Source organism: Ramlibacter monticola (genome assembly GCF_016722785.1).
Taxonomy (GTDB): domain Bacteria; phylum Pseudomonadota; class Gammaproteobacteria; order Burkholderiales; family Burkholderiaceae_C; genus Ramlibacter; species Ramlibacter monticola.
In genome coordinates, this window is record NZ_JAEQNE010000004.1 from 132,884 (window position 1) to 144,540 (window position 11,657).

Below are 11,657 nucleotides of genomic sequence, written 5' to 3' on the forward strand. Positions count from 1 at the left end.
TAAGCTCCGCCGGTTGGCGCTATCGTGCGCCGGAGCGTTCCACCCCCGCACTTCCACATGCCCGTCATCGAATCCCAGCTGAACCCGAGATCCGCCGACTTCCAGGCCAATGCGGCCGCGATGCAGGCCCTGGTGGACGACCTGAACGCGCAGGTCGCGCTGCATGCTGCCGGCGGCGGCGAGATCGCGCGCCAGAAGCATTCCGCCCGCGGCAAGCTGCCGCCGCGGGAGCGCGTGCAGGCGCTGCTGGACCCCGGCACGCCCTTCCTCGAGATCGGCCCCATCGCCGCCCACGGCATGTACCTGGCCAAGGACGGCACCATGGACGCGCCCAGCGCCGGCATCATCACGGGCATCGGCCGCGTGAGCGGGGTCGACTGCGTGATCGTCTGCAACGACGCCACGGTCAAGGGCGGCACCTACTACCCGCTGACGGTGAAGAAGCACCTGCGCGCGCAGGAGATCGCCGGCCAGAACCGCCTGCCCTGCATCTACCTGGTGGACTCCGGCGGCGCCAACCTGCCGAACCAGGACGACGTGTTCCCCGACCGCGAGCACTTCGGCCGCATCTTCTACAACCAGGCCAACCTGAGCGCGCAGGGCATCCCGCAGATCGCGGTGGTGATGGGCTCCTGCACCGCCGGCGGCGCCTACGTGCCCGCCATGAGCGACGAGACCATCATCGTGAAGGAGCAGGGCACGATCTTCCTGGGCGGCCCGCCGCTGGTGAAGGCGGCCACCGGCGAGGTGGTGAGCGCCGAGGACCTCGGCGGCGGCGACGTGCACACGCGCCTGTCCGGCGTGGCCGACCACCTGGCGCAGAACGACGAGCACGCGCTGGCGCTGGCGCGCCGCGCCGTGGCGACGCTGAACCGGCCCAAGGAGTGGCCGGTGCCGCTGCGCCGGCCCGAGCCGCCGCGCTACGACGCCAGCGAGCTGTACGGGATCATCCCCACGGACAACCGCAAGCCCTTCGACGTGCGCGAGATCATCGCCCGGCTCGTCGACGGCTCGGAGTTCCACGAGTTCAAGTCGCGCTTCGGCACCACGCTGGTGTGCGGCTTCGCGTCCATCGAGGGCATGCCGATCGGCATCCTGGCCAACAACGGCATCATGTTCTCGGAGTCGGCGCAGAAGGGAGCGCACTTCATCGAGCTGTGCTGCCACCGGCGCACGCCGATCCTGTTCCTGCAGAACATCACCGGCTTCATGGTGGGGCGCCGCTACGAGAACGAGGGCATCGCGCGCCACGGCGCCAAGATGGTGACGGCGGTGGCCACCGCCTCCGTACCCAAGTTCACGGTGATCATCGGCGGCAGCTACGGGGCCGGCAACTACGGCATGTGCGGCCGCGCCTACTCGCCGCGCTTCCTGTGGACCTGGCCGACCGCGCGCACCTGCGTGATGGGCGCGGAGCAGGCCGCCAGCGTGCTGGCCACGGTGCGGCGCGACGGCATCGAGTCGCGCGGCGGCGCCTGGAGCGCGGAGGAGGAAGCGGCCTTCCGCCAGCCCATCCTCGACCAGTTCAACCGCCAGTCCCACCCCTACTACGCCAGCGCCCGCCTGTGGGACGACGGCGTGATCGACCCGGCCGACACCCGCCGCGTGCTTGCGCTGGGCCTGTCGGCGGCGCTGAACGCGCCGATCGGGGAGCCGAAGTTCGGGCTGTTCCGCATGTGAGGCAAGCACCATGAACCACCTGCAACTGGGCTACGAACGCGGCATCTCCACCGTCACGATCAACCGGCCGGAGGTGCGCAACGCGTTCAACGACGAAGTGATCGCCGAACTCACCGCGGTCTTCCTCGAGATCGGCAAGCGCGACGAGGTGCGCTGCGTGGTGCTGGCCGGCAACGGGCCGGCGTTCTGCGCCGGCGCGGACCTGAACTGGATGAAGCGCATGGCCGACTACACGCGCGAGGAGAACATCGAGGATGCGTCGGCGCTCGCGCGACTGCTGGAGGTGATCTGGCGCTGCCCCAAGCCGACGATCGCTCGGGTCCACGGCGACACCTACGCGGGCGGCACCGGGCTCGTGGCCGCGTGCGACATGGCGGTGGCGGTGGACACGGCGAACTTCTGCCTCAGCGAGGTGAAGCTGGGCCTGATCCCGGCCACCATCAGCCCCTACGTGATCCGGGCCATGGGCCCGCGCGCGGCGCACCGCTACTTCCTGACCGCGGAACGCTTCGGCGCCGCCGAGGCCCTGCGCATCGGCTTCGTGCACGAGGTGGTGAAGGCCGACGCGCTCGACGCCCGGGTGGCGGAGATCGCGCAGGCGCTGGTGCAGGCCGGGCCGCAGGCGGTGAAGGCCTGCAAGAAGCTGCTGCACGACGTGGCCGGCCACGAGATCACGGCCGGCCTGGTCCGGCGCACGGTGGAGGGCATCGCCGACATCCGCGCCAGCGAAGAGGGCCGCGAGGGCATCCAGTCCTTCCTCGGCAAGCGCAAGCCGAACTGGCTGCCCTGAGGCCATGATGGACTGGCTCGGTCAACTCGCGCCGGACACGACGCAACTGCTCGCCCTGGCGGCAGCGCTGGGGTGGGCGAGCGGCTTTCGCCTCTACGCCACGGTGTTCCTCGCCGGCTTCGCCGGCTGGATGGGGTGGATCCACCTGCCTTCCGGACTGCTCGTGCTGCAGCATCCGGGCGTGCTGATCGCGAGCGGCTTCATGCTGTTCGCCGAGTTCTTCGCCGACAAGATCCCGTACGTGGACTCGGTCTGGGATGCGGTGCACACGGTCATCCGGATCCCGGCGGGCGCGGCGCTGGCGGCCGGCGCCCTCGGCGCGGACAGCCAGGCCATGGGCTGGATCGCGGCCCTCCTGGGCGGCAGCCTCGCGGCCACCAGCCACGCGACCAAGATGACCACGCGCGCGGCGATCAACACCTCGCCCGAGCCCTTCTCGAACATCGCCGCGTCCTTCATGGAGGACGGGTTGGTGGTGTTCATGCTGTGGCTGTCGGCCACGCACCCGGTGATCTTCGCCGTCGTGCTGTTGGTCAGCATCGTGCTGGCGGTGATCCTGCTGGTGGTGGTGGTGAAGTTCCTGCACAGGGCGGGGCGCGGGCTGCGTGATTTGTTCAAGGGGCGGCCATTGCCGCGGGAGTTGGCTTAGGAATGTTCAAGAAGATCCTGATTGCGAACCGCGGCGAGATCGCCTGCCGGGTGGCGGCGACCGCGCGCCGCATGGCCATCCGCACGGTGGCCGTGTACTCCGACGCGGATGCCGATGCCAAGCACGTCCGGGCCTGCGACGAGGCAGTGCACATCGGCGGCGACGCGCCCAAGGACAGCTACCTGCGCTGGGAACGCATCATCGAGGCCGCGAAGGCGACCGGTGCCCAGGCGGTCCATCCGGGCTACGGCTTCCTCAGCGAGAACGAAGGTTTCGCCGCCGCCTGCGCCGAAGCCGGCCTGGTCTTCATCGGGCCGCCGGCGTCGGCGATCCAGGCCATGGGCCTCAAGGCGGAATCGAAGCAGCTGATGGAAAGGGCCGGCGTGCCGCTGGTGCCTGGCTACCACGGGTCCGACCAGGACCCGGAGCTCCTGCAGCGCGAGGCCGACCGCATCGGCTACCCGGTGCTGATCAAGGCCAGCGCCGGCGGCGGCGGCAAGGGCATGCGGGCGGTGGAGAAAGGGGAAGACTTCGCCGCGGCGCTCGCTTCCTGCCAGCGCGAGGCGCGCAACAGCTTCGGCGACGAGGCGGTGCTGGTCGAGAAGTACGTGACCCGGCCGCGCCACATCGAGATCCAGGTCTTCGGCGACACGCAGGGCAACTACGTCTGGCTGTTCGAGCGCGACTGCTCGGTGCAGCGGCGCCACCAGAAGGTGCTGGAGGAAGCGCCGGCCCCGGGGATGACGGAGGCCCTGCGCCGCCGCATGGGCGAGGCAGCGGTGGCCGCGGCGCGCGCGGTGAAGTACGTCGGCGCGGGCACGGTGGAGTTCATCGTGGAGCAGCGCAACGCCGAAATGAACTTCTTCTTCATGGAGATGAACACGCGGCTGCAGGTGGAGCATCCGGTCACCGAAGCCATCACGGGGCTGGACCTCGTGGAGTGGCAGCTGCGCGTGGCCGCCGGCGAGCCGCTGCCCCTGAAGCAGGAAGACCTGCGCATCCACGGCCACGCGATCGAGGCGCGGATCTGCGCCGAGAACCCGGACAACAACTTCCTGCCGGCCACCGGCACGCTGCACGTGTACCGCAAGCCGCAGGCCGCGGCCTTCGAGAGGGGGCCGGTGCGCATCGACGACGGCGTGCGCGAGGGCGATGCGATCCCGCCCTTCTACGATTCGATGATCGCCAAGCTGATCGTGCACGGCGCCACCCGCGAGGAAGCGCTGGCGCGGCTGGACGAGGCGCTGGCCGGAACGCACATCGTGGGCCTGAGCACCAACGTGCAGTTCCTGCGGTACGTGGTGCGGAGCCGCTCGTTCGCCCAGGCGGACCTGGACACGGCGCTGATCCAGCGCGAGGCGGGGGTGCTGTTCGGGCAGCAGCCGCTCGGCCTGGAACTGGCCGCGGCGGCGGCCGTCGCCCGCACCTTGCTCGACGAGCAGGCGCTGGCCGGGGACGATCCGTTCAGCAAGCGCGACGGCTGGCGCTCGCATGGCGTGGGCACGCGGCGCTTCGCCTTCGAGTTCGCGGGCGAGCGCCGCAACGCGGTGCTGACCACGCTGCACGACGGCGCGCAGCGGCTGGCCATCGCCGGCGGACCGTCCGAGTCCCTGGCGTTCCGCGCCGGCGGCGAGGCGATCGACGTGGAGTACGGCGGGCGCCCGATGCGCGCGTGGACCTACACGCAGGGCGAGACCGACCACGTCTTCACCGAGGCCGGCGCGGCACAGATCGTGTCGCTGGACCTGCTGGCGCACGCCGGCGACGCCGCGGCGGAAGGCGGGCGCCTCACCGCGCCGATGCCGGGCAAGGTGATCTCGTTCGCGGTCAAGGCGGGCGACACGGTGCGCAAGGGCCAGGCGCTGGCGGTGCTGGAGGCGATGAAGATGGAGCACACCATCGCGGCGCCGGTGGACGGCGTGGTGGCGGAACTGCTGTACGCGCCAGGGGACCAGGTGAAGGAGGGCGCGGAACTGCTGAAGCTGGCGGCGCAGTAGCCCTCGCCGCCGGCTCCCCGCGAAACACGTCATCCCCGCCTGCGCGGGGATGACGAAGCTACTGCGGCGAGGCGATCCGCGGCGCCGTCCTCAACACGCCCTCCAGCTCCTGCTTCCAGAACCTCGCATTCCCGGTCGTCCCATGCCCCAGCGTCTGCTCGCTCGCCGGAATGACGTACCCCCGGCCGTTCTTCACCCGCTTGAGCTCGCGTTCCAGGATGCCCAGTTCGACCGGGTTGCGCTCGTCGTCGGCCGAATTGATCGCCAGCAGCGTGGCGGTGATCTTCTCCAGTCCCACCGAGGGGTTGTAGTCGGCGGACGACTCCCACTGCAGCAGGTGGTCGTTGGCATCGCCCTTGAACGCTTTCAGCCGCGCCTCCAGCGCATCGTCGGCCTTCTCGCGCGTCGGGCCGGCCTTCATGTAGGAATGGTTGCCGCCGTTGGTGGCGGTGGCGAAGAAGATCGAGGCGAGCTGGAAGCCGGGCGGCTGCGTCGTGTAGTTGCCGTTGTTCCAGGCGGGGTCGCGGCGGATCGACTCCGTGAGCAGCCGGCGCAGCGTCCAGTTGCGGCCCGACATCGGCGTGGGCAGCGAGGCCATCGGCACCGCCACGTCCATCATGCCGGGGTACTTCTGCGCCCACATCCAGGTCTGCATGCCGCCCATGGAGTTGCCGATCACCAGCCGCAGGTGCGGCACGCGCAGGTGCTCGCGCAGCAGCCGGTACTGGGCGTCCACCATGTCGTCGTAGTTGTACCTGGGGAACTTCATGCGCAGCCCGTCGGAGGGCTTGCTGGAGCCGCCGGTGCCGATCGCGTCCGGCAGGATGATGAAGTACTTCGTGGCGTCGAGCGGCTGCCCGGGCCCGTACAGCTCGCCGCCGAAGGCGGGCGTGAGCATGCTGGCCGAGGAACCGGTCGTGCCGTGCAGCACCAGCACCGGCTCGCCGCCCGGGTCGCCGACGGTCTGGTAGTGCAGCTTCAGCTCGGGCAGGACCTCGCCGGTGTGGAAGCGGAAGTCGCGGACCACCCAGGTGCCCTGCTTCGGCGCGGGGAAGTCGGCGGCGACGGCCTGGCAGGCGGCGCCGAGCAGCGCGGCGCCGAGGCAGGCGGCGCGCAGGAGGGAACGCAGGACCATGGTGTCTCCTTGTTCGTGAACAGCCGGCGCAGCTTGGCACCGCCCGCGCGCAAGCGTCAACGGGGACGTCCCGCACAATAGGAAAGATGCGCATCGCCCTCTGCTGTACCGAGATGAAGTCCGCCCCCTGGATCGCGGGGCTCGCCGCCGCCCTGCCTGGCGCCGTCGTGGAAGAGTGGCGGCCCGGCGCGCCGCAGGCCGACCATGCGGTCGTCTGGGCGCCGCCGCAGCAGCTGTTCGACGAGCAGCCGCGCCTGAAGGGCATCTTCAACACCGGGGCCGGCGTCGACGCCCTGCTGAAGCTGCGCCTGCCGCCCGAAGCCGTGCTGGTGCGGCTGGACGACGCCGGCATGTCGGTGCAGATGGCCGAATTCGTCTGCCATGCCCTGGTCCGCCATTTCCGCGAACTCGACGGTTACGACCAGGACGCAGCGCAGGCCCGCTGGAGTTTCCGCCGCCCCCGCGCCCGGGCCGACTTCCCGGTCGGCGTGATGGGGCTCGGGGTGCTGGGGCAGCGGGTCGCGCAGGCGGTCGCCGGATTCGAATTCCCGGTGCGCGGCTGGAGCCGCGGGCGCAAGCAGGTGGAGGGCGTCCGGTGTTTCGCGGGCGCGGGCGAGTTCGACGAATTCCTCGCCGGGACGCGCGTGCTGGTGAACCTGCTGCCGCTCACCCCGGACACGGAAAACATCATGGACCGCGCGACGCTCGGCCGCTTGCTGCCGGGAGGCTACGTGATCAACGTGGCGCGCGGGGCGCACCTGGTCGACGAGGACCTGCTCGCCTTGCTGGACAACGGCCACCTGGCCGGCGCCGCGCTCGACGTGTTCCGCACCGAGCCGCTGCCGGCGGAGCATCCGTTCTGGCGCCATCCGAAAGTCACGGTCACGCCGCACACTTCGGCGCGCACGCTGCGCGACGAGAGCATCGCGCAGATCGCGCGCAAGATCGCCGCCTTCGAACGGGGAGAACCCATCGCCGGCGTGGTCGAACTCCAGAGAGGATACTGAGAGCATGCAACTCCCGAGCAAGGTGAAGCTCGTCGACGTCGGCCCGCGCGACGGCCTGCAGAACGAGAAGGAACCGGTGCCCGCCGCGGTCAAGATCGCGCTGGTGCACCGGCTGCAGGACGCGGGCCTGCGCGACATCGAGGTGACCAGCCACGTGTCGCCCAAGTGGGTGCCGCAGATGGCCGACGCCGCCGAGGTGATGGCGGGCCTCGCGCGCCAGCCCGGCGTGCGCTATTCGGTGCTGACGCCCAACATGAAGGGCTTCGAGGCGGCGCTGCAGGGCAAGCCCGACGAGGTGGTGATCTTCGGCGCCGCCAGCGAGGCCTTCAGCCAGCGCAACATCAACTGCTCGATCGCGGAGAGCATCGAGCGCTTCGCCCCGGTGGTGGAGGCGGCGCGCGCGAAGGGCATCCACGTGCGCGCGGTGATGTCGACGGCCGTCGGCTGCCCCTACGAAGGCGAGATCGCGCCGGAGCGCGTCGAGATGTTCGCGCGCCTGGCCCGGCAGATCGGGGCGCAGCACCTGGGCGTGGCCGACACGATCGGCGTCGGCACGCCGCGCAAGGTGCAGCGCGCCATGGAGGCGGCGCTGAAGCACTTCGAGCTCGATGCGGTCTCGGGCCACTTCCACGACACCTACGGGCAGGCGCTGGCGAACACGCTGGCCTGCCTGCAGATGGGGATCTGGCAGTACGACGCCTCGGTCGCCGGCCTCGGCGGCTGTCCTTACGCGAAGGGTGCGACCGGCAACGTGGCCACGGAGGACGTGGTGTTCATGCTGCACGGGCTCGGGATCGAGACCGGCATCGACCTCGACAAGCTGGTGGACGCCGGCAAGTTCATCAGCGACTTCCTGGGCCGCAAGCCGAATTCGCGGGTGGCGACGGCGGTGCTGAACAAGCGGAGCGGGTGACGCATGTGCGGAGCTGAACTTCAATCCCTCCCCGAAGGCGTGCAGCGCGTGGCCCGCGCCCTGCAGGACGCGGGCCATCCCCATTCGCCGGTCATGCTGGACGACGCCGCGCGCACGGCGCAGCAGGCGGCCGATGCGCTCGGCATCCACGTCGGGCAGATCGCCAAGAGCATCATCTTCCGGCGCAAGTCCGACGACGCGGCGGTGCTGGTGATCGCCTCCGGCGACCGCCGCGTGGACGAGAAGAAGGTGGATGCGATCGTCGGCAGGACCGGCCGCGCCGACGCCGAGTTCGTCAAGGCGAAGACCGGCTTCTCCATCGGCGGCGTGTCGCCCATCGCGCACGCGCAGCCGCCCGTGACGCTGATCGACCGCGAGCTGTTCCGCTTCGAGGAGATCTGGGCCGCGGCGGGGCATCCGCACGGCGTCTTCAGGCTGCGGCCGCAGGACCTGGAGAAGCTGACCGGCGCGCCCGTGGCGGACGTGGTGCAGGCGCCGGCGGGATGAGCAGCGGGCCGAAGCAGTTCCTGCTGGAGAAGGCGGCGGGCATCGCACTGGCCGACTTCGTGCCTTCGCCCTGCATCTCGGTGTGCCGCATGGACGCGGCCACCGGCACGTGCGAAGGCTGCTATCGCACGCTGGACGAGATCGCGCGCTGGAGCAGCGCCTCCGAGGAGGAGAAGTTCGCGATCTGGAACGACCTGCTGCAGCGGGCCGGGACGGAACCATGAAGCACATCACCTGCCACTTCGACTTCATCTCGCCATATGCCTACCTCGCCTTCGAGCAGCTGCCGGAGGCACTGAAGGGCCTGAGCTACCGGCTCGACTACCGGCCGGTGCTGTTCGCCGGCCTGCTGAAGCACCATGGGCAGCTCGGTCCCGCGGAGATCGCGCCCAAGCGCGACTGGACCTACCGCCAGGTGCAGTGGCTGGCGCATTCGCACGGCATCCCGCTGGAGCTGCCGGCGGCGCATCCCTTCAATCCGCTCGGCCTGCTGCGGCTCGCGCTCGCCTGCGGGCAGGAAGGGCTCGTGAACCGCTACATCGCGCAGAGCGTGTTCCGCCACGTGTGGCGCGGCGGCGCCGACGCGGCGGATGCGCAGCGGCAAGAGGCGCTGCGCGCGACGCTGCAGCCGCAGCGCGATCCCGCCGGCGCGGACGTGAAGGCCGAGCTCAAGGCCAACACCGACGCGGCGATCGCGCGCGGCGTGTTCGGCGTGCCGAGCTTCGAGGTCGACGGGCGCCTGTTTTGGGGCTTCGATGCGCTGCCCGTGCTGCGCCAATACCTCGAGGGCAATGCGTGGTTCACGGGCGGCGCGTGGGAGCAGGCGGCCGCGCTGCCGACGGGCAAGACGCGCTCGTAGCGGCTGCGTGGGAAACGCCCTAGGCGTTAACCCGGAGCATCTTCGCATCATGAAAGCAGCGCTGCGGGTTTGCCCCTAATTGGTCAGAGCCGCATAAGTTTCGCGTCAGAACAGGGTCAGAGCGCGCGGGAAGAATCCGTCGCGTCATACAACGACCCTGGAGACAACGCGATGGCCGCAGTGCTTCCCGCCACCGCCGCCCGCCCGATGACGGCGGAAGAGAAGAAGGTGATCTTCGCCTCTTCCCTCGGCACCGTGTTCGAGTGGTACGACTTCTACCTGTACGGGTCGCTCGCCGCGATCATCGCGAAGCAGTTCTTCTCCGGCCTCGACCCGAGCGCGGCGTTCATCTTCGCGCTGCTGGCCTTCGCCGCCGGCTTCCTGGTGCGGCCCTTCGGCGCGATCGTGTTCGGCCGCCTCGGCGACATGATCGGGCGCAAGTACACCTTCCTGGTCACGATCCTGATCATGGGCATGTCGACCTTCATCGTCGGCCTGCTGCCTTCGTACGCCACCGTAGGCGTCGCGGCCCCCGTGATCCTGATCGCACTGCGCATGCTGCAGGGCCTCGCGCTCGGCGGCGAGTACGGCGGCGCGGCGACCTACGTCGCCGAGCATGCGCCGCACGGCAAGCGCGGCGCCTACACCGCGTGGATCCAGACCACCGCCACGCTGGGCCTGTTCCTGTCGCTGATCGTGATCCTGGGCACCCGCACCGTGATCGGCGAAGCCGCCTTTGCCGAGTGGGGCTGGCGCATCCCCTTCGTGCTGTCCGTGCTGCTGCTCGGCATCTCGGTGTGGATCCGCCTGTCGATGAACGAATCGCCTGCCTTCCGGCGCATGAAGGCCGAGGGCAAGACCTCCAAGGCGCCGCTGAAGGAATCCTTCGGCCAGTGGCGCAACCTGAAGATCGTGATCCTGGCGCTGATCGGCCTGACCGCCGGCCAGGCCGTGGTGTGGTACTCGGGCCAGTTCTACGCGCTGTTCTTCCTGACGCAGGCGCTGAAGGTGGACAACGCCACCGCGAACCTCATGATCGCCGCGGCGCTCGTGATCGGCACGCCGTTCTTCATCGTGTTCGGCGCGCTGTCCGACAGGATCGGCCGCAAGCCGATCATCATGGCGGGCTGCCTGCTGGCCGCGCTGACCTACTTCCCCGTGTTCGGCGCGCTGACCAAGGCGGCCAACCCCGACCTCGCCGCGGCCCAGGCCAGCGCCAAGGTGGTGGTGCATGCGGACTCGCGCCACTGCTCGTTCCAGGGCAGCCCGATCGCCCGCGAAATCGACTTCTACAGCTCCTGCGACATCGCCAAGCGCTTCCTGGCGCAGCAGTCGGTGAGCTACGACAACGCCAGTGGCGAGGCGGGCAAGCCGGCCACCATCACGATCGGTGAGAAGTCGATCGTCGCGCCCACCGGGGTGGTGGCGAACGGGAAGTTCGACGACGACAGCACGAAGAGGATCGCTGCCTTCAAGAAGGAGGTGAACGAGGCCCTGAAGGCGGCGGGCTACCCGGGCAAGGCCGATCCGGCCAAGGTCAACACGCCCATGGTGATCGCCATCCTCGTGTACCTGGTGATCCTGGTGACGATGGTGTACGGCCCGATCGCCGCGATGCTGGTGGAACTGTTCCCGACCCGCATCCGCTACACCTCGATGAGCCTGCCGTACCACATCGGCAACGGCTGGTTCGGCGGCCTGCTGCCCACGACCGCCTTCGCCATCGTGGCGCAGACCGGCAACATGTACAACGGCCTCTGGTACCCCATCGTGATCGCCGCGGTGACCTGCGTCATCGGCACGCTGTTCGTGAAGGAAACCAAGGACGTGGACATCTACGCCCACGACTGAGCGCGCAGCCTGCTGCGTGAAAGGTCCTCGCCCGGGCGAGGGCCTTTTGCCAAGCCAACTGCAACCACCCCTTCAGGAGCTCGCCATGATCAAGCTGGCCATCGGTTTCGTCGCCTTCGCCGCCCTCGCCCTGTTCGTCATCTTCAAGGCGGGCGGCAACGTCGACATGGGCGGCGAGAAGCACGGCGTGGAAGTGCACGCGCCGGCGCCGGCGGGGGACAAGCCGGCGGAAAAGAACTGATCGGGACAACGCGAAAGGATCGCGTCGC

12 protein-coding genes are annotated in these 11,657 nt (G+C 69.7%); 11 read left to right on the forward strand and 1 reads right to left on the reverse strand.

What is annotated here, in order from left to right:
- Positions 1–57 precede the first annotated feature (57 nt).
- Genes JJ685_RS17270 through JJ685_RS17285 form a run of 4 tightly spaced genes read left to right on the forward strand, consistent with a single transcriptional unit; the run spans position 58 to position 5,116 of the window.
- Positions 58–1,680 carry a carboxyl transferase domain-containing protein gene (locus JJ685_RS17270; protein ID WP_201675561.1) on the forward strand — a complete coding sequence of 541 codons (1,623 nt, stop codon included), beginning with the start codon at positions 58–60 and terminating at the stop codon, positions 1,678–1,680.
- Positions 1,681–1,690: 10 nt separating this feature from the next.
- Positions 1,691–2,470 (forward strand): enoyl-CoA hydratase/isomerase family protein, encoded by a 780-nt coding sequence (locus tag JJ685_RS17275; RefSeq protein ID WP_201675562.1) that lies wholly within the window; start codon positions 1,691–1,693, stop codon positions 2,468–2,470.
- Positions 2,471–2,474: 4 nt separating this feature from the next.
- Positions 2,475–3,119, forward strand: a complete 645-nt coding sequence (locus JJ685_RS17280) for a DUF4126 domain-containing protein (protein WP_201675563.1) — start codon at positions 2,475–2,477, stop codon at positions 3,117–3,119.
- Positions 3,120–3,121: 2 nt separating this feature from the next.
- The gene (locus JJ685_RS17285; RefSeq protein ID WP_201675564.1) at positions 3,122–5,116 is read left to right on the forward strand and encodes an acetyl-CoA carboxylase biotin carboxylase subunit; all 1,995 of its coding nucleotides are present in this window, start codon (positions 3,122–3,124) and stop codon (positions 5,114–5,116) included.
- Between the two features lie 58 nt (positions 5,117–5,174).
- Here the strand turns inward: JJ685_RS17285 and JJ685_RS17290 are convergent, their stop codons facing one another.
- Positions 5,175–6,251, reverse strand: a complete 1,077-nt coding sequence (locus JJ685_RS17290; RefSeq protein ID WP_201675565.1) for an alpha/beta fold hydrolase — start codon at positions 6,249–6,251, stop codon at positions 5,175–5,177.
- 86 nt (positions 6,252–6,337) lie between these two features.
- Between JJ685_RS17290 and JJ685_RS17295 the strand changes: the two genes are divergently transcribed.
- The 7 genes from JJ685_RS17295 (at position 6,338) to JJ685_RS17325 (ending at position 11,629) form a co-directional block, all read left to right on the forward strand.
- Positions 6,338–7,258: a 2-hydroxyacid dehydrogenase gene (locus JJ685_RS17295; protein ID WP_201675566.1), complete on the forward strand. Its 921-nt coding sequence runs from the start codon at positions 6,338–6,340 to the stop codon at positions 7,256–7,258.
- 4 nt (positions 7,259–7,262) lie between these two features.
- Entirely contained in the window at positions 7,263–8,171 is a 909-nt protein-coding gene (locus JJ685_RS17300) for a hydroxymethylglutaryl-CoA lyase (protein ID WP_201675567.1), read from the forward strand.
- Between the two features lie 3 nt (positions 8,172–8,174).
- Positions 8,175–8,678, forward strand: coding sequence for a YbaK/EbsC family protein (locus JJ685_RS17305; protein ID WP_201675568.1), 504 nt, complete (start codon positions 8,175–8,177; stop codon positions 8,676–8,678).
- Positions 8,675–8,902, forward strand: coding sequence for a DUF1289 domain-containing protein (locus JJ685_RS17310; protein WP_201675569.1), 228 nt, complete (start codon positions 8,675–8,677; stop codon positions 8,900–8,902). Before JJ685_RS17305 ends, JJ685_RS17310 begins: the two co-directional genes overlap by 4 nt.
- Positions 8,899–9,537, forward strand: coding sequence for a 2-hydroxychromene-2-carboxylate isomerase (locus JJ685_RS17315; protein ID WP_201675570.1), 639 nt, complete (start codon positions 8,899–8,901; stop codon positions 9,535–9,537). Before JJ685_RS17310 ends, JJ685_RS17315 begins: the two co-directional genes overlap by 4 nt.
- A gap of 171 nt (positions 9,538–9,708) precedes the next feature.
- On the forward strand, positions 9,709–11,388 hold the full coding sequence (locus JJ685_RS17320; RefSeq protein WP_201675571.1) for an MFS transporter: 1,680 nt from the start codon (positions 9,709–9,711) through the stop codon (positions 11,386–11,388).
- An 85-nt stretch (positions 11,389–11,473) separates the two neighbouring features.
- Positions 11,474–11,629 (forward strand): hypothetical protein, encoded by a 156-nt coding sequence (locus JJ685_RS17325; RefSeq protein WP_201675572.1) that lies wholly within the window; start codon positions 11,474–11,476, stop codon positions 11,627–11,629.
- Positions 11,630–11,657: the final 28 nt, after the last annotated feature.

Coding starts and splice junctions, on each gene's coding strand:
- JJ685_RS17310 (WP_201675569.1), top strand. CDS start 8,675: ATGAGCAGCGGGCCGAAGCAGTTCCTGCTGGAGAAGGCGGCGGGCATC.
- JJ685_RS17320 (WP_201675571.1), top strand. CDS start 9,709: ATGGCCGCAGTGCTTCCCGCCACCGCCGCCCGCCCGATGACGGCGGAA.
- JJ685_RS17325 (WP_201675572.1), top strand. CDS start 11,474: ATGATCAAGCTGGCCATCGGTTTCGTCGCCTTCGCCGCCCTCGCCCTG.
- JJ685_RS17290 (WP_201675565.1), bottom strand. CDS start 6,251: ATGGTCCTGCGTTCCCTCCTGCGCGCCGCCTGCCTCGGCGCCGCGCTG.
- JJ685_RS17285 (WP_201675564.1), top strand. CDS start 3,122: ATGTTCAAGAAGATCCTGATTGCGAACCGCGGCGAGATCGCCTGCCGG.
- JJ685_RS17275 (WP_201675562.1), top strand. CDS start 1,691: ATGAACCACCTGCAACTGGGCTACGAACGCGGCATCTCCACCGTCACG.
- JJ685_RS17305 (WP_201675568.1), top strand. CDS start 8,175: ATGTGCGGAGCTGAACTTCAATCCCTCCCCGAAGGCGTGCAGCGCGTG.
- JJ685_RS17315 (WP_201675570.1), top strand. CDS start 8,899: ATGAAGCACATCACCTGCCACTTCGACTTCATCTCGCCATATGCCTAC.
- JJ685_RS17300 (WP_201675567.1), top strand. CDS start 7,263: ATGCAACTCCCGAGCAAGGTGAAGCTCGTCGACGTCGGCCCGCGCGAC.
- JJ685_RS17295 (WP_201675566.1), top strand. CDS start 6,338: ATGCGCATCGCCCTCTGCTGTACCGAGATGAAGTCCGCCCCCTGGATC.
- JJ685_RS17270 (WP_201675561.1), top strand. CDS start 58: ATGCCCGTCATCGAATCCCAGCTGAACCCGAGATCCGCCGACTTCCAG.
- JJ685_RS17280 (WP_201675563.1), top strand. CDS start 2,475: ATGATGGACTGGCTCGGTCAACTCGCGCCGGACACGACGCAACTGCTC.